The sequence below is a fragment of the Klebsiella sp. NPDC088457 genome, from assembly GCF_044900465.1.
Taxonomy (GTDB): Bacteria; Pseudomonadota; Gammaproteobacteria; order Enterobacterales; family Enterobacteriaceae; genus Klebsiella.
The window spans coordinates 99,722-123,894 of the sequence record NZ_JBJDNH010000008.1 but is presented as its reverse complement, the minus strand read 5'-3'; the positions used below and the strand labels follow the sequence as shown (position 1 = coordinate 123,894).

Genomic DNA, 24,173 nt, shown 5'->3' with positions numbered 1-24,173 from the left:
GATTATACCTTATGCCGCGTCTGAGCACACGGCTGATTGTGTTTGCGGTGACGATAACCCGGTTACGTGCATCACGAATGATGATTTATTCTCAGCACATTGGGAAAAAACTGATATCCTGAAATGAGTTACACGGTCACATTGAGATCGCAATGAAATATCAACAACTGAAAAACCTTGAAAGCGGCTGGAAATGGAAATATCTGGTAAAGAAGCACCGGGAAGGTGAGCTGATTACCCGCTACATTGAAGCCAGCGCTGCGAAAGCCGCGGTCGATGTCTTACTGACGCTCGAAAATGAACCTGTTCTGGTGCATACCTGGATTGAGCAGCACATGAATCCGGAGTTAATGAACCGGATGAAGCAGACTATCCGCGCGCGTCGGAAGCGACATTTTAACGCCGAGCATCAGCACACGCGTAAAAAGTCGATCGACCTGGAGTTTGTTGTCTGGCAACGTCTGGCCGGGCTTGCGCAGCGGCGTGGCAAAACGCTGTCCGAGACCATCGTACAGCTGATTGAAGACGCGGAGCATAAAGAGAAGTATGCCAACAAGATGTCCAGCCTGAAGCACGATCTACAGCTACTGCTGGGCAAAGATTCGTAACCGGAAGCAGGGCGCAGGATTGTCGTCGGCTCAGCTGTTAGCGTTAACGCCAAAATTTAGTTAAAAAAAACCCCGCATCAGCGGGGTTTTTTATCGGTAGTGAAACTTAAGCCTGCGGCTGAGTTACTACGTCTTTGTAACCTTTAACTTCGATCTCTACGCGACGATCCGGGGCCAGGCAGTCGATCAGTGCAGCGCGAGCTTTCACGTTGTCACAGGTGTTGCCGGTAACCGGGTTGGATTCGCCCATACCACGTGCGGAGATTTTGCCAGCCGGGATACCTTTAGAAACCAGGTAATCAACAACGGACTGAGCACGTTTCTCAGACAGCTGCTGGTTGTAAGCGTCAGAACCGATACGGTCGGTGTAGCCCAGAACCACTGCAGAACCGTCTTTCGGATCCATGTTGCTCAGCTGGGTGTACAGCTGATCCAGAGCCTGCTGACCTTCCGGTTTCAGGGTAGATTTGTTGAAGTTGAACAGAACGTCAGACTTCAGGGTGAAGTGCTTAGTAGTCACTTCCGGAGCCGGAGCCGGAGCCGGTGCAACAACCGGAGCTTCTTCCTGACCGAAACGGTAGGAAACACCCAGGCTCAGCATGCCGTTATCCGGACGAGTACCAACGGTACCTGCGTCACCGATGTTGTTAACCCACTGGTATTCCAGACGGGTAGCGATGTCACGAGTAACAGCCCACTCTACACCACCAGCAAATACCGGGGATACGCCAGTGTCGTGTTCGCTACGGGAAACGCCGGTAGAAGCGTAGTTGCCCTTAGCATCTGCACGCCAGACCATACCACCCAGACGGGTATAGATGTCCAGATCGTCAGTGATCGGGTAACCCAGTTTAGCAGTCAGCTGAACGCCCTGAGCTTTGAAAGCACCGTTGTCTACGCTGCCTTTATAAGCCATACGGCCCAGCCAGTCGTAACCCATTTCAAAACCGAGGTACGGGTTAACCTGATAGCCACCGAACGCACCAGCACCCAGCTGATCGTTACGGGTAGGGCCGTTGTTGCCCTGGAAGCCGTTACCGTAGAAACCGGTATCGTGATACTGGGACCAGCCCAGTTTACCACCTGCATACCAGGTGTTATCTTTCGGAGCGGCCTGCGCTACGGTAGCGAAGCCAGCCAGTGCCACTGCAATCGCGATAGCTGTCTTTTTCATTTTTTGCGCCTCATTATCATCCAAAATTCGCCATGAAGGTACAAAAGACCTCACGGTTAAATCCTTCACCCGGGGCGTGACTTGTTGTTAACTATGCTGATACATGCAGCGTAAGCCGATCACCCCTGGCGATGTAAAGTCTACAACTTAGTTCGAAACTTACAAGTGTGAACTCTGTCAGGCATATGAAAAAAAAGGGTTGTATACACAACATTTAACAAATATGGTTGATTTTTATTCAGCAAATAAAGCCGCGAGACCGCATCAGACAGGCATTCCGGCAAAAATAACCCCGGTCAAAAAATGGCTTTTGGCGAAGCAAAAAAAATTCCAGGATTAATCCTAATTTAGCTTAATGGTACAAGTTAGAGTGAATTTTTAGCCCGCTGAGTTGTCTCCCATGCTGGCTCGTATTTCCCACCGGGCGCATGATGAACCCCATCGCATGACCTTCTTCCGCCGCGATAACCAGGCGTTCATGCTCTTCCGCCGTCAGCTCATCTGCCAACCAGCCGATCACTACGCTATAATTGCCGGTACGCAGCGCGCGGATCATTGATTCCAGAGTGTTGTAGGGAGACAGCTGGCTGATCTGCATAACTTTCGATAGTGGCAGGCCGGAAGACTGGACCCATTCGCGACTTAACTTCTGCTTCGGTGTTAACCAGAGCTGCCAGCGAGACTGCTGGCCAAGCTGTTGTAATAAAGGCAGCAGGAGGAGTTGTGTCATCATCGGCTGATCTTCACGGTAGACAATTTCACTAATCAGCCCGCTGGCTGGTTGTTCGACGACGTCATGCGAGTGGCGACGTACTGAAGCAGAAGTCAGTGATGAACGATTTGCATAAGCTGAAGTCAACATAGTCTGTCCCGCCTGTGGGTTACTGTATGCATATACAGTATATCCAGCAGGGGAAAAGATCAACCTCATTTCTCATCTTGTTGGTCAATATTCATACATGAAGCAGTGCCCGAACCGTGCCAACCCGTGCTGGCGTTGGGAGAGGAGAGATGTAAATTTTTTCTGGCCAGTCGTCGGGAGGGGGAGTTTACCGCCCGAACGAATTGAGCGCCGGTGCCAGCCCCGCCGATAGCCCATCTATTCACCTGAATCTCACTCACTACGGCTTGTCTATTTTTCCACTTATATATTTGCCATATCGGGGCGCCAGTTTCCTGAAAGCCCCTCGCAAAATGATGAGTTAATTGAGATGAACGGCAAAATCATCTTGCCGCAATAAAAGAAGTCACTTATTTTCTATATTAGCGGATCCGTTCATAAATTATCCTCTATTTGCATGATTAACAAAGGAATAATCATGAAGAAAATTTCATCTTTACGGTTCCATCAATTTCAGGAATGTTTATCTTCATTAGGTAAAATAAGCTGTCGTCCATTATTTGGCGGTTATAGCCTGGCGATAGAGGATACGGTTTTTGCCATGGTGGCGGAAGGCGAAATCTATCTTCGGGTTTGCGAACAGAGTGCGGCCTACTGTGGGGAGCATGCGAATCCCCCTTTGACGATGCGCAAAAATGGCCGTCCGGTGTCGCTGAAATACTATCAGATTGACGAAACGCTTTGGCGCGATAGCAAAATGCTATTCAACCTGTCGGCGTGCTCGTTGCAAACCGCGCGTAATGAAAAGAGGCGACAGCGTGATGGCGGGAGGTTGAAAGACCTGCCAAATATTAGCTTTCACATGGAGCTACTGTTGATTAACGCAGGCGTCACTGATGAACAGACCCTACGTCATCTTGGCGCGGAGAAGGTCTGGTTGAAATTACGTGAGTTGAATAAGGCCCTGACGCTAAATGTTCTCTATTCGCTGGAAGGCGCGATCGCCGGCGTTCACGCCGCGGCGCTCCCGACGCAACGGCGTCAGGAGCTCAAAGAGTGGGCTGGTGCCCAACCCCGGAGGTATTGATGTTTACTCAGGGTGAACCGCTACCTGCTTTTGCAGCCGGCAGATTTCCGGTAACAGCGCCAGTAGCAGACCGACCTGCTGGAGCACCAGCGGTTCTTTACTGTCGGCGCGCGGCTCGAGATGTTGGATCCGGGTTTGCAAACTGCTGAGTGCCTGCTGCACCCGCTGTTCGTCGGCTGGCGTGTGGTGCAGCCCATCATCAACATAGCAGACGGCATCATCAAGGAGAGCCAGTATCTCCGGGGTAGAGAGTTTTTCCCGGTGCGCGCCCAGCGCCGAAATATAGCTGGTAAACGTATGGTTCAGGCACAGTAAACGGAATGCCGTTTCGCGCAGGGTCGAGTCTGCGCGCGGTTCCGTCGACAGGTTAGAGACCACCGAGGCGAGTTCACCATCCCGGCTGTGTGCATCCCGACGTGCAACGCGGTAGGCCAGGCGGTTATCGCGCCCCTGATGATACTGTTCGAGGATAGCATCCAGGTAGCGGCAGTTGGCATTGAGCGCCTGGTCCAGCGCGCGCGGCAAATTGCGGAACTTCCAGTCCGGCCAGATAAAGCTCACCGCCGCCCAGGCGATAGCACAGCCAATCAGAGTATCGATGATGCGTGGCAATGCCACCTCGAACCCTTCTCCCAGCAGGTTAAAGCACAGCAGGACCAGCAGGGTGATAAACATCGTCGCGTGGGCATACTGTACGTTGCGAAACGCAAAGAACAGTACGCCGGTCAGGACAATCAGCAGCAGCTGGCCTTCAACTGACGGTACCAGCAGCAGTATCGGCAGGCCAATCGCTACCCCGATCAACGTCCCGATAATCCTCAGCGCCAGCCGATGGCGGGTGGCGTTATAGTTCGGCTGACAGACAAACAGGCTGGTCAGGAGGATCCAGTAACCATGATCTAATCCGGTGAACTGAATAAACGCATAGCCTGCGCACAGCACTAACGACATCCGCACGGCATGGCGAAACAGGGCCGACTCCGGCGACATATTGCGCCGCAGGCGTAGCCAGATATCACTGAAACCGCTGAGCCTGTCGTCTGAGAGCAAGCTTTCGGTATTGCTGGTTGATGGCGTAATCGTTTGTACTGACTCAATGGTCGCCAGCTGCGCATCAATCGCGCGTAAATTATTCAGCAGGAAGCCGAGCGCTTTCACCTGTTCCGCTGGCGCTCCGCTGGCCCGAACGCGATCGAGGGCGGCATCAAGGTGCATAAATGCCCGTTCAAAATGGGCATCGTGCTGATAAGGCTCGCGTAAAAGAATTGCGCGGGAGAGTTTCTGACACGCCTGCGCCTGCATCGACAGCATCCGCTGGAAGCGAAACATCACATCGCTATAGCGGAAATGATCGCGCAGCGTCTGATACTGAATATGCGATGAGCTGGCGCGCTCATGGATGTCCTGGGCAACAAAATAATACTGCAGCGTTCGACGGGTGCCGCGCTGCCCGCGGTCGCCGCGCAGGCGAGTCAGCAGCGAGGTTTTCGTCTGATTGAGCGTTGTGACCAGCTGGCCATTGGCAATGGCTAAATCGTAGAGCGGCGCCTGACTTTCATCTTCAATATCCGGGTCAAACAGGCGGGACTTGAGCTCCAGGTAACGTGCCAGCTGCTCATAGCTGCGCGCAAGATTGTCCTGAAGCGGGCGAATCGGGAAAATGATGTGCCCGGCCAGCGTCAGGAGGTTGTACCAGACGGCCCCGGTCAACAGGAACAGCGGTTGCAGATACCAGCGATCGTAGAGCGTCACCCCTAGCATGGTATAAATGGCGATCAGCAGGGCGCCGAATGCGATCGTGGCGTAACGCTGTCCCAGCCCGCCGAGCAAAATGAAGCCGGTGGTGGAAAGCGTTAAACCGAGCGCAAACAGCCAGGGCCAGGGAAAGAGCAGTTCCACCGAGGCGGAAGCAATAAAAAAGCACACCAGGGTAATGGCCAGATTGCGTAACCGTCCGGTGAGGCGATCGTCGAGGTCGGTCAACGCGGCGGCAACGACCCCAAGCGTCAGGGGGATGGTCAGTTTTACTTCGCCGAGCCACCATGGAACGGCGGTCGTGCCGCACAGGGCGATAAAAATCCTGGCGTTGTATAACCAGGCGCTGTTCCATGTATAACGGCGTAGCAGGGGGCTAAGCATGATCGTATTCCGTCCGGTTACTGAAAGCGACGGCGTGCATTCGCCTCACGCGCGGCGCGGGCCGTTTCGACGGAAACTACTCTGCGCCCCACCGGCCACAGGGCAATGGCGGCGATTTTAAAGTTGGCAATACCGACCGGGATACCGATGATCGTCAGACACTGGGCGATGCCGCTGAAGATGTGCATCAGGCACAGCCACCAGCCAAAAAAGATAAACCACAGTATATTCAGGATGGTGCCGCCGGCATTCAGCAGGCTATTTTTCCCCTGCGGTTCGAGTTCGTCGACATGAATTGCCTCGTTACCATAGGGCAGAAGAGACAATCGGGTAATTTCCCAGCACGAGCGGGTTAACGGCAGGGTGAAGATCAGGACGATGCTGACCAATGTCGCCAGCAGCCAACCCAGGGTGGTGGCGAAACCGCCAAGTATAAAGTTCAAAATATTCAGAATGGTACGCATAAACCCTCTGTTCAGTCCTGGAGATAATAAGACCTGACCATTGTAACGTTTTTTACGCTGGAGCACCTGGTCGCTGGCGGTTAAACTTAAAAACATCCAACCTGATTGAAATTCGGCATTATATGGAACTTAAAGCGACAACATTGGGCAAACGCATGGCACAGCACCCTTACGATAGGGTGCAACTGCTTAATGCCGGAGTAAAAGTTTCCGGCGATAACCATGAGTATCTTATACCTTTCAATCAGTTATTGTCAGTTCATTGTAAGCGTGGCCTGGTCTGGGGCGAGCTGGAGTTTGTGCTGCCGGACAGCAAGGTTGTGCGTTTGCATGGCACCGAGTGGAACGAAACGCAGCGTTTCTTTCATCATCTGAATACTCTCTGGCAGCAGTGGAGCGCGGAAATGAGCGACATTGCGGCTGATGTTCTGCGCCAGCAGCTGGCGGAAGTCGCTCGTTCCAGCGCGGAAGGGAAGTGGTTGACCCGCCAGCAGGTCGCTGACGTGCAGAGTAAAATACGCCGTGCGCTGAAAGGGCTGCCGATGCCCACCAGCCGGCTTGACGCTTTCGAGAACTGCCGTGAGCTGTGGCAGCAGTGCCAGAGCTGGTTGGGTGATACGGAAGAAGCCCGGCTTGCGCATAATCAGGCTTTTACAGCGTCGATGCTGGAGCAATACCGCGGTTTTTTTGCCGGAGTCGAATCATCGCCGCTTAATCCGGCGCAGGCGCGGGCGGTGGTTAACGGCGAGCGCTCTTTGCTGGTGCTTGCCGGCGCCGGCAGCGGAAAAACGTCGGTGCTGGTGGCGCGTGCCGGATGGTTGTTAACGCGAGGCGAAGCCGCGCCTGACCAGATCCTGCTGCTGGCATTTGGGCGCCAGGCGGCCCAGGAGATGGATGAGCGCATCCGCGAACGGTTAAGCAGCGAAGAGATTACGGCACGCACTTTCCACTCTCTGGCGTTGCATATTATTCAGCAGGGCAGTAAAAAAGTGCCGGCCATCAGCAGGCTGGAGAGCGATAGCGCCGCTCGTCAGGCGCTGTTGCTGAAACACTGGTGCCTGCAGTGCCAGGAGAAAAAGGCGCAGGCCAAAGGCTGGCGCCAGTGGCTGGAAGAAGAGATGGCGTGGCAGGTACCGGACGGTGAATTCTGGCAGGACAAAAAAATACAGCGACGGATATCCAGCCGCCTCGATCGCTGGGTCAGCCTGATGCGCATGCACGGGGGATCGCAGGCGGAGATGATCGCCGGCGCGCCAGAAGAGGTGCGGGATCTGTTCGGCAAGCGCGTTAAACTGATGGCGCCGCTGCTTAAGGCCTGGAAAACGGCGCTGAAAGACGAAAACGCGGTCGATTTTTCCGGCCTGATACATCAGGCGATTAATATTCTGGATAAGGGGCGTTTTGTCAGCCCGTGGAAGCATATCCTGGTGGATGAATTTCAGGATATCTCTCCGCAGCGCGCCGCCTTGCTTGCCGCACTGCGCCGGCAGAACACGCAGACCACGCTCTTTGCCGTGGGCGACGACTGGCAGGCTATTTACCGCTTCAGCGGCGCGCAGCTCTCCCTGACCACCGCCTTCAACCACTATTTTGGCGAGGGGGATTGCTGTGCGCTGGATACCACCTACCGCTTTAATGGCCGTATTGGTGAAGTGGCGAACGGTTTTATTCAGCAAAACCCGCATCAGCTAAGCAAACCGTTGAACAGCCTGACGGCCGGAGATAAAAAGGCCGTGACCTTGCTGGCTGACGATAAGCTCGACGAGCTGCTCGATAAGCTTAGCGGCTATGTGAAGCCGGAGCAGCGGATCCTGCTGCTGGCGCGCTACCATCATCTGAAACCCGATGCGCTGGAGAAAGCGGCGACGCGCTGGCCGCATTTGCAGCTCGATTTTATGACTATTCACGCCAGTAAAGGGCAACAGGCGGATTACGTGATTGTCCTCGGGCTGCAGGAGGGCGACGATGCCTTTCCGGCCCCGGCCAGGGAATCCATCATGGAGCAGGCGCTGTTGCCGCAACCGGAAGATTTCCAGGATGCGGAAGAGCGGCGGTTACTGTATGTCGCCATCACTCGCGCGCGTCTTCGCGTCTGGTTGCTGTTCAACAAGGCGCGGCCTTCGCCGTTTGTCGAAATATTAGAAGAGCTTGATGTTCCTGTGGCGAGAAAACCGTAATCGCTGGCGGCCGGTCCGCCAGCATGGCTTACTTCAGGCGGTCGGCGAGATAGCGTTGATAATCCGGAATCAGGATATCGAGCGGTTCGCTAAAGTGCGGAGACAGAATAATAAAGTCGGCCGTTGAGGCGTTTGTCGCTACCGGGATATTCCACACCGTTGCCAGGCGCAGCAGCGCTTTGACGTCCGGGTCGTGCGGTACGGCGTTAAGCGGGTCCCAGAAGAAAATCAGCACATCGATTTTGCCTTCGGCGATCAGCGCGCCGACCTGCTGATCGCCGCCCATCGGCCCGCTCAGCATCGCATTTACCTCAAGCCCGGTTGCGCGGGAGATAAGGTTACCGGTGGTACCGGTGGCATAAAGCTCGTGTTGAGCCAGCAGCGCCTGGTGGCGCGCCACCCATTTCATCAGCATATCTTTGCAGTGATCGTGAGCAACCAGCGCGATATGTTTGCGCGCTGGTAACGTACGTGTCGTCAGTTCCATAATTTCATTCCACATTTTGACCAGCAGACAGATTACTGGAAGTGACTGCGGCTGCAAGCGCCGCGGTGAAAATTTTTGACGTATCCGTTAATCAGGAGGAATGGCTCGTTTACCCGGATTAGCTTACACTTGGCCTAAATAGCGGGAGGAAAATATGACAGAGAACGATATCGCAGACATTCTCACCTCAACACAGACGATTGCGCTGGTGGGGGCGAGTGACAAACCCGATCGTCCCAGCTATCGGGTAATGAAATATCTTCTGGAACAGGGGTATCACGTGATCCCGGTCTCGCCGAAGGTGGCCGGCACGACGCTGATGGGGCAGAAAGGTTACGCCACCCTTGCCGATATACCGGAAAAAGTGGATATGGTTGATGTTTTCCGTCATTCCGACGCGGCGTGGGGCGTCGCGCAGGAGGCGATAGCCATTGGGGCGAAAACGCTGTGGTTACAGCTGGGCGTGATTAATGAGCAGGCCGCCGTCCTGGCGCGCGACGCGGGGCTGAACGTGGTGATGGATCGCTGCCCGGCGATTGAAATACCGCGCTTAGGGCTGGCGAAATAAACAAAAAACCCCGCCATCGCGGGGTTTTTCACATTAGTTACGTAATCGCGGTGCCTGCAGCTGCTGGCGAATCGTTCTGGCCAGCTCATCCATGGACGGCTGCTCCGGGTGTTCATCGCTGGCTTCGCTGCTCAGCTGCGCTTCTGCAAGATAAGTGTGGATCGGCTGGCCGTCCTCATCTTCCATGACCACATGATACCAGGGCGACGCCCGCAGTTCGTCATTGGCGGCAATTTCATCCTCTTCCGGTTCCGCGAGCGAGTATTCTGGATCGATATCAACGACCACGCCGAGGTAGCCCAACAGCGTATGGCGGACCTGCTGGCCGATACCGAATTTGCTGGCAATCATAGGCACCTCCTGGGAAACATATTACCTGCTATATGCGGGCAATGTTCCGCTTTTCAAGTTACATGATGCGACAGGCAAACCCTTTCAGATACAGCCCTTCCGGGTAGGTTGCAATCACCGGGTGATCGGCAGCCTGACGGAACTGTTCTATAAATTGTACATCACGTCCGGCATCAATTGCGGCATCGGCAATGATTTTCTGAAATAAATCGGTCGCCATTAAGCCAGAGCAGGAGAAGGTCAGCAGGATGCCGCCGGGATTCAGCAGCTGGATAGCCAACATATTGATGTCTTTATAGCCGCGGCAGGCGCCCATCAGCTGGCTCTTGTTCTCAACAAATTTCGGTGGATCCATGACGATAACATCGAACTTCTCCCCCTGATCGCGATATTTGCGCAGCAGTTTAAAAACATCGTCGCGGACAAATTCGGCTTTCGACAGATCCAGTTTATTCAGCTCAACGTTTTGTCTGGCGACGTCCAGCGCTTCCTGCGACGTATCGACGCTGATGACCTGGCGGCAGCCGCCGATCAATGCAGAGACGGCGAAACCGCCGGTATAGGAGAAGCAGTTCAGTACCCGTTTGTCGGCAACGTAGCGGCGGGTCGCCAGGCGGCTATCGCGCTGGTCGAGGTAGTAACCGGTTTTGTGACCGCCCTGAATATCGACCAACAGCTGCATGCCGTGTTCGGCGATCGGCAGCAGCGCCGGCGGCAGTTCGCCGGTAACCAGGCCCTGCGCCAGCTCCAGACCTTCTTTTTTACGTACCGCGACATCGCTGCGATCGTAAATGGAGCAGGCCGGGAACAGGGTTTGTAGTGCGCTGACGATGGCTGCGCGCTGGTACTCGGCCCCGGCGCTCAGCAGCTGCAGCACGAAAAAGTTGCCAAAACGGTCAATCGTCACCCCCGGAAGCCCGTCGGACTCACCGGCAATCAGGCGGTAGCTGTCAAGACCGTCGCGCGCCGCCAGCCATTCACGCCAGCTCTGCGCCTGTTGCAGGCGGCGCTCGAAAAAGGCGTTGTCGATAGCTTCGTGACGATCGAAGCTCCAGACGCGCGCGCGAATCTGTGAAGAGGGTGACCAGGCGCCGCGGGCCAGCCATTTCCCCTGAGAATCAACGATGTCGATGGTTTCACCGGAGCGGGCTTTCCCTTCCAGACGGGCGACGGCGCCGGAGAAAATCCAGGGGTGACGACGCAGCAGAGATTTCTCGCGTCCTTTGGTTAACACTAAGCGGGGATAAATGGAGTCTGTCATGGGGCTACCTTTAAGCAACGGGAATGTCGGCACCGAAAAATGGCGCGTAGGTTAGCACAAGTGACCGGCGCAAGCATCATTCCGCCTGCGTCGGCGGGTGAGCGTTTCGGCACAAAACGCAGGCGCTTCGGCACAATAAAAACCTGCGCTCGATCTTACAGTGTTTCCTCACCCAACGGAGGAAAATACGATGAAAACAGGATCCTGGTTAGCGGCTATCATGATGGCGATGAGCGGTACCGGCGCGGCGGCTGCACCGTTTCGCGTCACCAGTAGCGACATGCGTGAAGGTGGCACTCTGGCGATAGCACAGCGGTTTAACGGTTTTGGCTGCAGCGGCGACAATATCTCACCGCAGCTGGCCTGGGAAAATGCGCCGCCGGGAACCCGGAGTTTTGCGGTGACCGCTTATGACCCGGATGCCCCCAGCGGCAGCGGCTGGTGGCACTGGACGGTAGTCAATATCCCGCCAGCGGTTTCTCAGCTGGCGGCTGGTGCCGGGGATAAAAATAGCGCTACACTGCCTGTCGGCGCGGTTCAGGGGCGGAATGATTTCGGCTATGCGGGATTCGGCGGAGCGTGCCCACCTGCCGGGGACAAGCCTCACCGTTACCGCTTTACGGTGTGGGCGCTGGATACGCCAGCATTACCGATAGATGCCCAGGCCAGCGGCGCGTTAGTTGGCTTTCAGCTGCACGGCCATGCCATCGCCAGCGCGCAGCTGACGGCGATGGCGGGGCGCTAAACGACCTCAAGAGAACGAAGATGCGGAACATTCATTTTCATCACAGCGCGTTATCGGCGGCAGAAATTACCTCCCGACGATTATATAAACTGCATCGCGTCAGGCTGTTTTCACCGGCGCTGTGTCGGGTTAATCGCGGGAGTAAGATTATCGTACAGGGCGTCAGCCAGATGCTGGCGACGCCACAGCAGCTGATCATTCTGCCCGCTGACGTCGAACTGGAAGTGATTAATCAGCCTGATAGCGGGATGTTTTGTTCCGATCTGCTTTCGCTGACGGCAGACCTGCTGGCGGATTTTAAAACCCGCTACATGAGCGAGCCGCAGCCCGGCCGCCTGACTTCATTATGTGCGCCGATAACCCCTGAGCTGGCGTTTATGTGGCAAAACGTGTTGCAGACGGTTCGCGGCGGATTATCGGCGGCGATGCAGCAGCATCAGACGATGGGGTTACTGCTGGCGTTACAGCAGGCAGGGTACGCCGGGCCGCTGTTGAGTGAAAGACAGCAGGATCTGACTGGTCAGGTCCGGCAGATTATTATGCTGTCGCCCGCCGAAACGTGGAGCGTTTCCCGGGTGGCGAAGATGTTGTTTGTGGGGGAGTCGACGCTACGCCGTCGTTTACGTCAGGAGTCGCAAAGCTTTCGCCAGATCGTCGAAGAGGTGCGCATGGCTCATGCACTAGGTCAGCTGCAATCGACGTCGCTGCCGATAGGCGAGATCGCTCTCAACAGCGGCTATCAGTCCGGTTCTCGATTCAGCGCGCGTTTTCGTCAGCACTATGGTCTGCTGCCGAAGCATGTACGTTGACGAGAATTTGCTATTCTCAGCGTAAGGGGTTGCCCGGAAAGGGGGGAATATGGCGACAGTATGCACAATGGCATGGGTTTATGGTTCCGTGCAGGGCGTTGGGTTTCGCTACTCGACGCAGCGGGAAGCGCTACGTTTGGGGCTGACGGGTTACGCGCGTAATCTTGATGATGGTAGCGTGGAGGTGCTGGCCTGCGGAGAGGAGGAGCCGGTCGCGGCGTTAGTGGCCTGGCTGAAGGCCGGCGGACCGCGCAGCGCGCGGGTTGACAGGGTGAATACCGAGCCCCATCAACCCAGCAGAGAGTGGCAAAAGTTTGCCATTCTTTATTAGATGCACTTTACCGGTTTAGGCAGGCCGGCAATTTTTGTCGCCTGCTTCGCCGGGCCTTTCGGGAACAGGCGGTAGAGATAGCGACTGTTGCCTTTCTCTTCGCCAAACTTGCTCGCCATCGCCTTCACCAGCATACGGATCGCCGGCGAGGTGTTGAATTCCAGATAAAAGTCGCGCACAAAGCGCACCACTTCCCAGTGTTCAACGGAAAGGGTAATCCCTTCCTGCCCGGCGATGACCGCGGCCATTGCTTCGCTCCACTGGGTGGTATCCTTCAGATAGCCTTCGCTATCGGTCTCTATTTCGTTGCCTTCAAAGATAAACATAATTCGTCACATACCGCTCAAACTGGCGGCAGTGTAGCAAAAAATAAGGCCCCGCATAAGCAGGGCCTGAGAAGAACAGGAGAGCGGTTAGTCTCTGCTGGCGAAGCCAAGGATGCTCAGCAGGCTGACGAAGATGTTGTACAGCGATACGTACAGGCTCACCGTTGCACGGATGTAGTTCGTTTCACCGCCGCGGATGATGTTGCTGGTTTCAAACAGGATAGCGCCTGAAGAAATCAGGATAAACACCGCGCTGATCGCCAGATGCAGAGCCGGCAGTTGCAGGAAAATGTTCGCCACCATACCGATCAGCACCACCACTACGCCCGCCATCAGCATACCGCCGAGGAAGGACATATCTTTACGTGTGGTCAGCACATAGGCCGAGCAGCAAAAGAACACCAGAGCGGTCCCCCCCAGCGCCAGACCGATCAGATCGCCCATCCCCGCTGACAGGTAAGCGTTGAGCATCGGCCCGAGGATATAGCCCAGGAAGCCGGTAAAGGCGAACGCCGCCAGAATGCCGGTCGGTTTATTCGCCAGTTTGTAAGTCAGGAACATCAGACCATACATACCGACCAGGGTCAGAATCAGTCCCGGAGAGGGCAGCATCAGTACCGTGCTTGCCGTTGCCGTAATGGCGGAAAATGCCAGCGTCAGACTGAGCAGGAAATAGGTGTTCCGCAGCACTTTGTGCGTGCTGAGCAGCGATGAACGGTCACGCGACGACGTAATAATACGATCCATGAGTCACTCTCTTATGACAGATGTAATTAATAATGAAGCATAAAAAAACCACGCCTGAAGCCATAGGGCTTTTACCCATCTTTACGTAGACCTCAAGGTAATGATGCAGCATATTATTCTAATAAATGATGGTAAGGCGGTGTGTTTGTGCGTTTAGCGTCAGGAACCAGATCGGAATCTGATAGGTTACTGAAAAATATTGCGTTATCGCCATTCTGTGGCTAAGTGTGGAGAGGGTACAAATGAAGTGTAACAAAGGCAAGGGATATGAAATTACAAAAATACAATCACCTCACACGCGCATTACTGGCCATCGGGTTACTCGGTACGACGTTCACGGCTTTCGCCGCGCAGGTGCCGCCGGGAACGGTGCTGGCAGAGAAGCAGGAACTGGTCAGAAATAACGGCAGCGAACCGGCATCTCTGGATCCGCATAAAGTGGAGAGCGATGTTGAGTTCAATATCATCAGCGATCTCTTCGAGGGGCTGGTCAGCGTCTCGCCGCAGGGCGAAATTCAGCCGCGGCTGGCGGAGAAGTGGGAAAATAAAGATAACACCGTCTGGACGTTCCATTTACGCCCCGGGGCGACCTGGTCAGACGGGACCGCCATCACCGCGCGGGATATTGTCTGGAGCTGGCAACGTCTGGTTTCCCCGCTAACCGCATCGCCTTATGCCAGCTACCCGGGCAATATGCATATCGTCAATGCGCAGGATATTGCGCAGGGCAAAAAAGCGCCGGAGACGCTGGGTGCCAGGGCTATCGATGACAGCACCTTTGAAGTGACATTAACCCAGCCGAACGCGGCGTTTTTAGCGATGCTGGTGCACCCTTCGCTGGTCCCGATTGATAAAGTGCTGGTGACCCACTTTGGCGAGCAGTGGACCAAACCGGAACATATTGTCACCAGCGGGGCGTATAAACTTTCCGCATGGGTGGTCAACGAGCGGATTGTGGCCGAACGTAACCCGCGCTACTGGGATAATGCTCATACCGTCATCAATAAAGTGACCTGGCTGCCGATTCATTCGGAAGCGGCTGACGTTAACCGCTATAAAGCCGGTGAAATCGACATCGTTTATACGGTGCCGATTAACCAGTTCGCTCAGCTCAAAAAGACCATGGGCGATCAGCTGAACGTTTCGCCGCAGCTGGCGACCTACTATTACGAGTTCAATACCACCAGAGCGCCCTTTAACGATCCGCGGGTCCGACTGGCGCTGAATATGGCGCTGGATAAAGACATCATCGCTGAAAAAGTGCTGGGGCAGGGGCAGCGTCCGGCGTGGTTGATCAGCCAGCCTGATATTGGCGGCGTAAAACTGCAAAATCCAGATTATGCCAGCTGGCCGCGCGATAGACGTATAGCCGAGGCCAAAAAGCTGCTGAGCGAAGCCGGGTACAGCGACAGTCATCCGCTGGTATTCAATCTGCTGTATAACACGTCGGAATCACATCAGCGGGTGGCGATTGCCGTCAGTTCGATGTGGAAGAAAAACCTCGGCGTAGAGGCGAAGCTGCAGAATCAAGAGTGGAAGACGATGCTCGATACCATGCATACGCATAATTTTGATGCGGTGCGCTACGCGTGGATTGCTGATTATGACGATGCCGCCACCTTCCTGAATAACTTCCGCACCGGCGATAGTGAAAACACCAGCCAGTACAGCAACCCGGCCTATGATGAAGCGTTAAAAAGCGCGGCTAAGGCGCCGGATGTTGTTACCCGTGGCCAGTTCTATCAGCAGGCCGAGGATCTGCTGGGGAAAGATGTCCCGGCGGTGCCGGTTTATCATTATGTTCGTACCCACCTGGTGAAGCCGTGGGTGGGAGGATTTACGCCGGATAAGCTGGGCTACTATTTCACGAAAGATATGTACATCAAAAAACATTAACCATCACCCGCCCGATTGGCGTTGATTTTTTACGCAAACTGCCTGTATTTCAGACGAATAACGCATTTTTGGTTGATTTTAAGGCAGTTGAACAAAATCGGGCTTTACAGGCTACGCCGAGGTGTTTATAGTGCGCCCCATACCGGAAGCGTGGCCGAGCGGTTGAAGGCACCGGTCTTGAAAACCGGCGACCCGAAAGGGTTCTAGAGTTCGAATCTCTACGCTTCCGCCAAATAAAAGAAGGGGTTACCGAAAGGTAGCCCCTTTTTGCTTTTTGTCGTTTAACCCATGAGCTAACGTAATCTGCAGGTGTAGTAAAGCCGCTACCTTGACAGGGGATTATGTTCCGTCGGTCGATAGTTCATTCCCGGGAAAAAAACCTCTTCACTTGCGACTTCCCTCCCGCGGTGGTATCTCCTGGCTATTGCCAGCGTTCATCCACTGGTTATTTCCCGGTTCTTTTCCCCTCATCTCCGTATTTAATGTGAAACTTATCACAAAATGAATACGCCGATTTTTTGGCAAAATACACACTTTTTAAAAAATAGAGCCTGACAAAAAAGATAAATAAAAACATATGGTTAAAAAATTTGGCTTTAAAAACGCTCTAAATATTAGTGATTATGATCACAATTTTTTATGTATTTTTAACCTGTCAATAACCTTTTGAGCCCTGAAATCTCACAAATATGTGATGGGGTTCAAAAAAAATAATATGCCCACTATTAGAATCGATTTCACCTTAAGAGCTGAGTAAATAACCTGAGGGCACCATGAAAATTGGTTTGGTAATTAGTGGTGGCGACGTCAGCGGCATGAATAATTTTCTTTTTCAGATCAATCGAATGACTGAAACAGAAATTGTTATTTTTGATAGTGGTATTAATGGTTTGATCGGCAACTGTGCCAAGGAAATATCAACCAGAGATTTAGTCGATTTTTCAATCTCCGCCGTGCCGTTAGTTTCTTCCGGCAGAAAAGAGGATAAATGCAGAAAATCTGACTACGAAAAAATAGTTAAAAATATTCGTAGTAAAAAACTGGATTGTCTGATTATGGGAGGCGGCGATGGTTCATTTCAGTTTCTAAAGAATCTGAGTGGCTACGGTATAAATTGTTACGGAATCGGTATGACGATTGATAATGATATTGCCGGTAACAGTTATACAGTGGGGTTTTCTACCGCCTGTGAACAGGTTATTGCTGAGGTCGCCAAACTACGTAATACCGGGCGCGGGCTGCCGGGGCGTGTATTTATGATTGAGCTGCTAGGGGGATACTGCGGCGAACTGACGCTTCAGGCCGCGCTGAAAAGTAATGCCGATATTGCCTTAATTCCTGAAGCCATATGGGATATCGACGAGCTGGCCAGTCGTATTAAATGTAAAATAAAACAGCAGAATAGCGTGATAATCCTCTGCTCAGAAGGCTACACCAAAGAATATACCCCAGGATTCCAGGGGGCGATTGATACTATGATTGGCAAAATCGAGCACAAGATTGGTATTCGTATCAGAAAAACGATTTTAGGATATGGTTTAAGAAGCGGGATGCCAACCGGCGAGGAAATTATTGAAGGTGCAATATTAGCTGAAGAAGTGGTGAGATGTATCAACAGCGGTCTGACTAATAAAATCATAGTTATTAATAACAACAATAGAGCGATTCCGCTCGATCTTGAAGATTCTGAAAGACGTTTAGTAGATCAAGAAAGCGACATCTACAAACTGGCTAAACTAACTCAACTTATCTGAGGTATTTAAAATGCTTAAAGTACTCTGCGTATGTGGCTGTGGCCTTGGCTCAAGTTTTGCTATTGAGATGAGCGCGAAAGCAGTATTAAAGAAGTTACAGATTGATGCCGATATCGATCATACGACGGTTTCTGAAGCATCATCTTTTAAATATGATTTCATTCTTACACAAAAAATGTTTGCCGATATTTTAAATGCCGACGCCAGCGAGGAACAAAAGAAAAAAGTTATCATATTAAATAAACTGACGGATAAGAATGAGATAGAAGAAAAAATCCTTGCTTATATGAAAAACAAGTAATCGTGAGGTGTTACATGGACGCTATTATTCATTTTATAGTCAAAGATTTTTTAGGGCAGGCTTCGATACTGATTGCGCTTATTGCAATGCTGGGTCTGATCTTACAGAAAAAATCGCTCGGGAAAACGGTTGAAGGGACCTTTAAAACCCTGCTTGGCTTCCTGATCATGATGGCCGGGATCAATATCATCGTCGAGGCGCTGACCTTCCTCAATGATATCTTCACCCAAGGCTTTGGTATGAAGGGGTATATCACCGACGTCGCTGCGATTGCCGGGGTGGCTAACCGTGAGCTGGGCTCGGAAGTCGCGCTTACACTGCTGGTCATTTTTGCCGTTAACATCCTTATCGCCCGTATTACACCGTTTAAATATATCTTCCTGACCGGTCAGGCTCTGCTGTGGATGGCAACCATTGGTACCGTCATTGGTTATAAAGCCGGGTTAAGTGGGGCCTCTCTGATTCTAACCGGTGGAATCTTTGGCGGCATCATGGCGGTGCTGATGCCGGCAATCGCGCAGCCTATCGTGCGTAAGATCACTGATTCGGATGATATTGCATTGGGACACTTCTGCACCATTGGCTATCTGGTGCAGGCGGCAGTGGCCAAAGTGGTCGGTAAGAACTCCCACTCAACCGAAGATCTGCAACTGCCTGATAACTTTAAGTTCCTGCAGGATACCTACCTGTCGATGGCGGTGATTATGGTGCCGATGTATATCATTCCTGCAATCTTCGCCGGTTCGGGTTATATCGCGCAGTTCGCCGGGGATACTAACTACATTATGTACTCCTTTATGCAGTCAATGCAGTTTGTTGCCGGTGTATTCGTGCTGTACAGCGGTGTACGTTTACTGCTGAACGAACTGGTACCAGCCTTCCGTGGTATTGCCATGCGCCTGGTGCCGAATGCCAAACCCGCTCTGGACTGCCCGGTACTGTTCCCCTACGCGCCAAACGCGGTCATCGTTGGCTTTCTCGCCACTACCGTGGGGTCAATTATCGGCATGATCGTCTTTCCGATGTTCGGTCTGGCGATGATCCTGCCCGGCCTGTTAACCAACTTCTTCGCCGGAGGGGCTGCCGGGGTGTTTGGTAACGCGATGGGTGGCAGAAAAGGGGCCATTATCGGCGGCGTGGTACACGGGTTATTTATCACCCTGCTGCCCGCCATTCTGGTGCCGCTGTTGGAGTCCTTCGGCTTTAAAGGTGTGACCTTCAGCGACTCTGATGTCATCAGTACGGGGCTGGTATTAGGCCATGCTTTCCAGAATGACTGGTCATTCGTCATCGGCTTTATTGTCTTCGTCGTCCTAATTGTCTGGTTTGCTAACAGAAAACTGAGCAAGTAATCGTTAATTAAATTAACTGATATCCCCCGGCAGAAATAACGTAGTAACGCACCAGGAGGCAATATGTTTTCATCATTAAAAAAACTCTTTAATTCAGGTAAGGTGCAGGGGAATACCCATGACGCTGAGGCCGAGAAAGTCAAGCTTGAGTTATCACAGTTAGAAGCCGCACTGGCTGAAAACCCGGCGGATAATGCAACGCAAAAACTGTTAATGGTGAAATATAACCAGGCCATCAAAATTTACGCTGCCAGCAAGGACTACAGAAATTGTGTTGATGATGTTTTCGTTAAAATTGACGAATTAAGGAACACTATCCGCAAAAATATATGAGGTTGTATGAGTATTAAAGACTTTCTCTCGGAGAACCATTGTATTCAGGTCAGCATTGAAGTTCATTCATGGCATGAGATAATTGAAATAGTGGCGCAGCCATTAATTACCGGCGGGTTTGTCACCCGTGATTATCCCACCGCGGTAATTAATAATACGGAGGAATTTGGTGCCTATTACGTCTTTGATGAAGGTATTGCTATTCCTCACGCAAGACCAGAGTGTGGGGTAATAAAGAACTGTTTCAGTATGGCAACGTTAAAAGTACCGATATCAATTCATGGCAGCTCGCCGGTAGATATTGTGGTGATGTTTGCTGGGGTCGACAGCAATACCCATATTACCGAAGGCATTGCCTCGATAGTGGAACTGCTGGAAGATGAGACGACATTAGCGCAAATCAGAAACGCTACCTCTGTAGATGAAATACTGAGGTTATTATGAGGAAACTGATTTTAGTGAATGGTATTCCCGCGTCAGGGAAAAGCTCGGTGGCAAAAAATATTTCTCTGCATTTTAATGCGCCAGTGTTGAGTATCGATGAAATTAAAGAGCCCTTTATGCTTCAGTTTGCCGATATTATTGACCGACCATTAAATCGTAAGCTCGGGTATGCCGCATATGAAGCTATGTTCAGGATTGTCAGGAGCGCGCCGGAAAATTCGCTGTTTATATTAGATGCCTGGTTTGGTTTTCGCGACAGGTCAGTTCTTGAAGAATACCTTGCGATGGCTGGATGCCAGAGTGTTATTGAAATATGGAATAAGATCTCGGCGGAAAATGTGGCTGAGCGCTATAAATCACGGTGCTCCTGTCGGGTGAAGGGGCATCCGGGAGAAGAGTATATTCCGGAATTAATGCGACTGGCTGAGAAAGCACAGCCAATGGCGTTAAGTGATGTCTATATCGTTGACCAGAATAACCTCAGCGATGGCCACGATCTGATGACATGGATTGGCCAGCGTCTGCACTGCAATTAATTTTAATACTGTTAATCTCCTATAAGAGGGTATATATGATGAATATAATGACTACCGCTGAGCGTCGCGGCTATCAAATGATTTGCGATGCTACAGGTTCAATGATGGTTGTCGCCTGCGATCAGCGCGGAGGAATGCGGACGTTATTAGCGGCAACCCCTGAAGCGCAAAAAGAGATCAGTAACGAAACGCTGGGTAAAACGAAATATGATATTACCCGCTATCTTGCCTCTGAAGCGGGCTGTGTATTAGTCGACCCTCTCTGTGCCGTACCGGGAATTGTCGATGAAGGCGTACTGCCACGTAATACCGGTCTGCTGGTCGGCCTGGATGCGTCCGGCTGGGAAACCTCAGAGCAGGGATATCGCATCTCTACGATGGTGGAAGGGATTAATGCGCGCAAAGTTCGCGAACTGGGCGCTACCGGCGGGAAAATTATGATCTACCTGCGTTCCGATATACCGGATGCCAATACCGCCAACCTTGCGACGCTGAGGGAGGTCATTGCCGACTTCGCGCGTGAAGACCTGCTACTGGTCGTGGAGTTCCTGACCTACCCGTTGGAAAATGAAAGTAAGGAAGAATACCAGCGTAGAATTCCGCAGCTGATTCAGGATGGCTGTAAGCTATGCATTGAGTGCGGTTCAAAGGTACTGAAAATCCCTTATCCGGGAACGGAAGAAGCTTGCGCAGCGGTGACGGAAATCTGTGGCGATATTCCGTGGGCGGTACTGTCTGCCGGAGTCGACCATGCCACCTTCCTGAACCAGGTAGAGATCTCCCTGCGCAACGGCGCATCCGGAGTGATTGCCGGACGCTCGCTTTGGAAAGACTGCATTTCTCTTGACCGTGATGTTTCAAAAGAGAAACTGTCTTCAATAGCGGTTTCCCGTCTGCGCGATATCCAGCAACTGCTGGTCAAATACAGAAAGCAGGTACAGGCTGCTTAAATCTTAGTCTGTGCGGTCGCCTGCCGCCACCGGCGGCGACCGGATCCTAACGGGAAAAATAAAGATGGCCAGAGCACCTGAACTGGTAATATTTGACTGTGATGGCGTGCTGATTGATTCCGAGATTATTGGTATCAATCTGACTCTGCGGCTGCTGGAAAGCCACGGAGTGACGATGGGGTTTCACGAGTTTGCCAGCGAGTTCAGCGGACTTTCATGGGACGAGCTGATCGATAAGGTTCGCGATCGGCAGGGCGTTGCCGTGCCGGCTTCGATCAACGGTACGTTCTATGCGTTGTTGCAGGAGGAGTTTGCACAAAAATTGACGCGAACCGACGGTACATTGGAGGTTCTCCGTTCGCTGGACTTTCCAAAATGCATCTGCTCCAACTCCTCCAGCAGCCAGATTGACTATGCGTTGACCCTGGTTGGCCTGAAGCCGCTTTTTCCTGGCGGCGTTTTTTCCGCCGTCGATTTAGGGCCTGGACGCGCCAAACCCCAGCCTGATATATACCTGCATGCTGCAAGAGTGATGAATGCGGCCCCAGAAAATACGCTGGTGATTGAAGATTCCGTCCATGGGGTAACCGCAGCCAGCAGGGCGGGCATGGCGGTTATTGGCTACATTGGGGGGGCGCATACTTATCCTTTGCATGGTGAAAAACTGCGGGCGGCCGGCGCAGGGGTAATTATTCAGTCGATGTATCAGCTCCCGGCGGAAATTGCCCGCTTTATCAGCCAGCGCGATATCCGCTGAGTGGGGTTTAATGAACGGACAATTCACGTCACGTTGGCGCGGATCTTACATCACCCACCGTGGTTTTTAGCGACTTTCGCTAATGCTTCAGGAATAAGTACATCCATTTTACTTTCCAGTTGTTCATAGGCCTGCCGCGGTTTTCCGTAAGGGTCCGGTAAATCGGCATGCTGTCCCTGGGCATACTCGGTTAACGTGAAGACATGATCCCGCGCCTGAGGATATTCAGCCAGAATCTTCTCTTTATGCGCGGCGGTCATCGTTAATACGACCTGTGAGTCTTTAATATCGTCGGCCGTCAGCTGCTTTGCTCTGTGCGCGGAAACATCAATACCGCGTTCTTTTAATACGGCGACGGTGCCTGCCTCAGGCTGGGTTTCCTGGGGATTAACCTTCACGCCCCTCGACTGAACATGGATATTAAGATGTTCAGCCTGAATAAGATGAGAGGCTAACGCTTCGGCCATTGGGCTACGACCGGTATTGCCCGTACAGACGAAGGTGACCAGGGGGGCAGCGGCAAAGGAAAGGGTACTGAACAGCGAAAGCCCTGCTGCAAAAAACATGCTAATTTTTTTCATATTCATCCCAGGTAAAATCAATTAAAAGAGCACGGAATAAAAAGCGGCCTTATAACATCTGCCTGCGATTAATATCATATCGTTATAAAAAAGATAAAAGATCGGTAACGTATAGTTGATGCTTTGTTTATGACTTTTTCTTATTTCTCTGCCGTGTCACTTCATCGCCATAACATCGCGGATTCCCGGCGAGAGTTTCAGATTAGGCATACTTTGACATGTTTCGCCCATCGTCCACGATATCCAGAAGCATTGTCAGGCGATCGGCTTGATCCACGGTGAAAAACGCTACCGCGCACGCCTGGATGGGAATCTCATGTTGATTATAGGCGACGGACATCTTAACTTACCCCAACGTAAAGATTGTCATCTGACGATTGTGCACACCGTGCATTTTCATCTGCATCCGTTTGAGCGTTCCAGGAGAACATGTGGCAAAAACAGTTGAACAGCAGGGAACCCAGTACGAGTTGCTGAAATCTATTGCCGAGGGCATTGCGGCCCTTTTCTTCCCGAGCGTGGAAGTGGTTATTCATAATGTGACTACCGGTAAGGTGGCCTACATTGCGAATAACCTCTCCAGACGGAAACCGGGCGATGATGCTGGCCTGGAAGAGATGGAAATGAGCAGCCTTGAACGGCTGACCGGACCTTACGAAAAGCTCAACTGGGATGGTAAAAAGATGCGTTCTGTCAGTATTGCCGCAGGTCGCGAGGGCCATACCGATTATCTTCTATGTATCAATCTGAGCACGGCCATTTTTGAAGAAGCCAAAAATGCTCTGGAACTCTTTCTTTCTGCCTCCCGACTGAGGCCCCAGCCCGCCGAGTTGTTCAAAGATGACTGGCAGGAAAAGATCAATACATTCCTGCATGACTGGATACGTCAGCAAAATACCACGCTGGCGTTACTGACCAGAGAGCAAAAGAAGCGTTTAGTTATCGCTTTACACCACGAAGGGGCGTTCAGGGCGAAGAATGCGGCTGACTATATTGCCAGCGTGCTCTCTCTGGGCAGAACGACCGTCTATAAATATCTTCGTGAACTGAAAAAGTCATAATCCGCCTGCAACGACCCCGTTAAATCCCTTTCACCCTGACAATCTCCATAGGGATTTCTTATTCCTCCCGGCGACTGGTTTTTGTCAGAGGCC

General features: G+C 52.4%; 27 protein-coding genes and 1 tRNA gene. 18 read left to right on the top strand and 10 right to left on the bottom strand.

Features of this window, described 5'->3' with window-relative positions:
- Window positions 1–152 precede the first annotated feature (152 nt).
- Window positions 153–608 carry a macrodomain Ter protein MatP gene (gene matP / locus ACI2JR_RS07415; protein WP_462478237.1) on the top strand — a complete coding sequence of 152 codons (456 nt, stop codon included), beginning with the start codon at window positions 153–155 and terminating at the stop codon, window positions 606–608.
- A gap of 106 nt (window positions 609–714) precedes the next feature.
- Here matP and ompA read toward each other — a convergent pair whose 3' ends face one another.
- Together ompA and sulA are read right to left on the bottom strand one after the other, a co-directional pair.
- The gene (ompA, locus tag ACI2JR_RS07410) at window positions 715–1,782 is read right to left on the bottom strand and encodes a porin OmpA (protein ID WP_132727449.1); all 1,068 of its coding nucleotides are present in this window, start codon (window positions 1,780–1,782) and stop codon (window positions 715–717) included.
- A gap of 352 nt (window positions 1,783–2,134) precedes the next feature.
- Window positions 2,135–2,644 (bottom strand): SOS-induced cell division inhibitor SulA, encoded by a 510-nt coding sequence (gene sulA, locus ACI2JR_RS07405; protein WP_132727446.1) that lies wholly within the window; start codon window positions 2,642–2,644, stop codon window positions 2,135–2,137.
- A 457-nt stretch (window positions 2,645–3,101) separates the two neighbouring features.
- On the opposite strand from sulA, the gene ACI2JR_RS07400 reads away from it, so the two are divergent.
- Window positions 3,102–3,710, top strand: a complete 609-nt coding sequence (locus ACI2JR_RS07400; RefSeq protein WP_165905660.1) for a TfoX/Sxy family DNA transformation protein — start codon at window positions 3,102–3,104, stop codon at window positions 3,708–3,710.
- Window positions 3,711–3,713: 3 nt separating this feature from the next.
- On the opposite strand, the gene yccS is transcribed toward ACI2JR_RS07400, so the two are convergent.
- Entirely contained in the window at window positions 3,714–5,849 is a 2,136-nt protein-coding gene (yccS, locus tag ACI2JR_RS07395) for a YccS family putative transporter (protein WP_132727441.1), read from the bottom strand.
- 17 nt (window positions 5,850–5,866) lie between these two features.
- A complete protein-coding gene (locus ACI2JR_RS07390; RefSeq protein ID WP_132727438.1) occupies window positions 5,867–6,313 on the bottom strand; it encodes a YccF domain-containing protein in 447 nt (148 codons plus the stop codon).
- Between the two features lie 122 nt (window positions 6,314–6,435).
- Between ACI2JR_RS07390 and helD the strand changes: the two genes are divergently transcribed.
- Window positions 6,436–8,490: a DNA helicase IV gene (helD, locus tag ACI2JR_RS07385; RefSeq protein ID WP_462478236.1), complete on the top strand. Its 2,055-nt coding sequence runs from the start codon at window positions 6,436–6,438 to the stop codon at window positions 8,488–8,490.
- A 28-nt stretch (window positions 8,491–8,518) separates the two neighbouring features.
- Here helD and mgsA read toward each other — a convergent pair whose 3' ends face one another.
- A complete protein-coding gene (mgsA, locus tag ACI2JR_RS07380; protein ID WP_132727432.1) occupies window positions 8,519–8,977 on the bottom strand; it encodes a methylglyoxal synthase in 459 nt (152 codons plus the stop codon).
- Between the two features lie 154 nt (window positions 8,978–9,131).
- Here mgsA and ACI2JR_RS07375 point away from each other — a divergent pair, with 154 nt between their 5' ends.
- Complete coding sequence (locus ACI2JR_RS07375; protein WP_462478235.1) at window positions 9,132–9,545, top strand: CoA-binding protein; 414 nt, start codon at window positions 9,132–9,134, stop codon at window positions 9,543–9,545.
- Window positions 9,546–9,578: 33 nt separating this feature from the next.
- On the opposite strand, the gene hspQ is transcribed toward ACI2JR_RS07375, so the two are convergent.
- On the bottom strand, window positions 9,579–9,896 hold the full coding sequence (gene hspQ, locus ACI2JR_RS07370) for a heat shock protein HspQ (protein WP_132727426.1): 318 nt from the start codon (window positions 9,894–9,896) through the stop codon (window positions 9,579–9,581).
- A gap of 58 nt (window positions 9,897–9,954) precedes the next feature.
- On the bottom strand, window positions 9,955–11,157 hold the full coding sequence (gene rlmI, locus ACI2JR_RS07365) for a 23S rRNA (cytosine(1962)-C(5))-methyltransferase RlmI (RefSeq protein ID WP_132727423.1): 1,203 nt from the start codon (window positions 11,155–11,157) through the stop codon (window positions 9,955–9,957).
- 190 nt (window positions 11,158–11,347) lie between these two features.
- Between rlmI and ACI2JR_RS07360 the strand changes: the two genes are divergently transcribed.
- From ACI2JR_RS07360 to yccX, 3 genes are read left to right on the top strand one after another with little or no spacing between them, the layout of a single operon-like run.
- A complete protein-coding gene (locus ACI2JR_RS07360; RefSeq protein WP_462478234.1) occupies window positions 11,348–11,902 on the top strand; it encodes a YbhB/YbcL family Raf kinase inhibitor-like protein in 555 nt (184 codons plus the stop codon).
- A 20-nt stretch (window positions 11,903–11,922) separates the two neighbouring features.
- Window positions 11,923–12,711 carry a helix-turn-helix transcriptional regulator gene (locus ACI2JR_RS07355; protein WP_462478233.1) on the top strand — a complete coding sequence of 263 codons (789 nt, stop codon included), beginning with the start codon at window positions 11,923–11,925 and terminating at the stop codon, window positions 12,709–12,711.
- A 49-nt stretch (window positions 12,712–12,760) separates the two neighbouring features.
- Window positions 12,761–13,042, top strand: coding sequence for an acylphosphatase (gene yccX / locus ACI2JR_RS07350; protein ID WP_132727414.1), 282 nt, complete (start codon window positions 12,761–12,763; stop codon window positions 13,040–13,042).
- On the opposite strand, the gene tusE is transcribed toward yccX, so the two are convergent.
- Both tusE and yccA read right to left on the bottom strand, forming a co-directional pair.
- Window positions 13,039–13,368 (bottom strand): sulfurtransferase TusE, encoded by a 330-nt coding sequence (gene tusE, locus ACI2JR_RS07345; protein ID WP_132727412.1) that lies wholly within the window; start codon window positions 13,366–13,368, stop codon window positions 13,039–13,041. The genes yccX and tusE overlap by 4 nt on opposite strands.
- A gap of 87 nt (window positions 13,369–13,455) precedes the next feature.
- Entirely contained in the window at window positions 13,456–14,115 is a 660-nt protein-coding gene (gene yccA / locus ACI2JR_RS07340) for an FtsH protease modulator YccA (protein WP_004860189.1), read from the bottom strand.
- Between the two features lie 267 nt (window positions 14,116–14,382).
- On the opposite strand from yccA, the gene ACI2JR_RS07335 reads away from it, so the two are divergent.
- The 10 genes from ACI2JR_RS07335 to ACI2JR_RS07290 all read left to right on the top strand — a co-directional run bounded on the left by ACI2JR_RS07335 (window position 14,383) and on the right by ACI2JR_RS07290 (window position 22,438).
- Entirely contained in the window at window positions 14,383–16,011 is a 1,629-nt protein-coding gene (locus tag ACI2JR_RS07335) for an ABC transporter substrate-binding protein (protein ID WP_462478232.1), read from the top strand.
- A gap of 144 nt (window positions 16,012–16,155) precedes the next feature.
- Window positions 16,156–16,243: transfer RNA gene (locus ACI2JR_RS07330), tRNA-Ser, on the top strand.
- A 541-nt stretch (window positions 16,244–16,784) separates the two neighbouring features.
- Window positions 16,785–17,765 carry a 6-phosphofructokinase gene (locus ACI2JR_RS07325; RefSeq protein ID WP_462478231.1) on the top strand — a complete coding sequence of 327 codons (981 nt, stop codon included), beginning with the start codon at window positions 16,785–16,787 and terminating at the stop codon, window positions 17,763–17,765.
- Window positions 17,766–17,775: 10 nt separating this feature from the next.
- A complete protein-coding gene (locus ACI2JR_RS07320) occupies window positions 17,776–18,066 on the top strand; it encodes a PTS sugar transporter subunit IIB (protein WP_132727403.1) in 291 nt (96 codons plus the stop codon).
- A 14-nt stretch (window positions 18,067–18,080) separates the two neighbouring features.
- Entirely contained in the window at window positions 18,081–19,418 is a 1,338-nt protein-coding gene (locus ACI2JR_RS07315; protein WP_132727401.1) for a PTS sugar transporter subunit IIC, read from the top strand.
- A gap of 63 nt (window positions 19,419–19,481) precedes the next feature.
- Window positions 19,482–19,751, top strand: a complete 270-nt coding sequence (locus ACI2JR_RS07310) for a hypothetical protein (RefSeq protein ID WP_462478230.1) — start codon at window positions 19,482–19,484, stop codon at window positions 19,749–19,751.
- A gap of 6 nt (window positions 19,752–19,757) precedes the next feature.
- Complete coding sequence (locus ACI2JR_RS07305; protein WP_132727395.1) at window positions 19,758–20,195, top strand: PTS sugar transporter subunit IIA; 438 nt, start codon at window positions 19,758–19,760, stop codon at window positions 20,193–20,195.
- Window positions 20,192–20,731 (top strand): AAA family ATPase, encoded by a 540-nt coding sequence (locus ACI2JR_RS07300; protein ID WP_132727393.1) that lies wholly within the window; start codon window positions 20,192–20,194, stop codon window positions 20,729–20,731. Before ACI2JR_RS07305 ends, ACI2JR_RS07300 begins: the two co-directional genes overlap by 4 nt.
- 38 nt (window positions 20,732–20,769) lie before the next feature.
- Window positions 20,770–21,681: a tagatose-bisphosphate aldolase gene (locus tag ACI2JR_RS07295; RefSeq protein WP_132728120.1), complete on the top strand. Its 912-nt coding sequence runs from the start codon at window positions 20,770–20,772 to the stop codon at window positions 21,679–21,681.
- A 64-nt stretch (window positions 21,682–21,745) separates the two neighbouring features.
- Complete coding sequence (locus ACI2JR_RS07290) at window positions 21,746–22,438, top strand: HAD family hydrolase (RefSeq protein WP_462478229.1); 693 nt, start codon at window positions 21,746–21,748, stop codon at window positions 22,436–22,438.
- Window positions 22,439–22,488: 50 nt separating this feature from the next.
- Here the strand turns inward: ACI2JR_RS07290 and ACI2JR_RS07285 are convergent, their stop codons facing one another.
- A complete protein-coding gene (locus ACI2JR_RS07285) occupies window positions 22,489–23,025 on the bottom strand; it encodes a low molecular weight protein arginine phosphatase (RefSeq protein ID WP_132727387.1) in 537 nt (178 codons plus the stop codon).
- A gap of 425 nt (window positions 23,026–23,450) precedes the next feature.
- Between ACI2JR_RS07285 and ACI2JR_RS07280 the strand changes: the two genes are divergently transcribed.
- Window positions 23,451–24,080, top strand: a complete 630-nt coding sequence (locus tag ACI2JR_RS07280; protein ID WP_132727384.1) for a helix-turn-helix transcriptional regulator — start codon at window positions 23,451–23,453, stop codon at window positions 24,078–24,080.
- The last annotated feature ends 93 nt before the right edge of the window (window positions 24,081–24,173 follow it).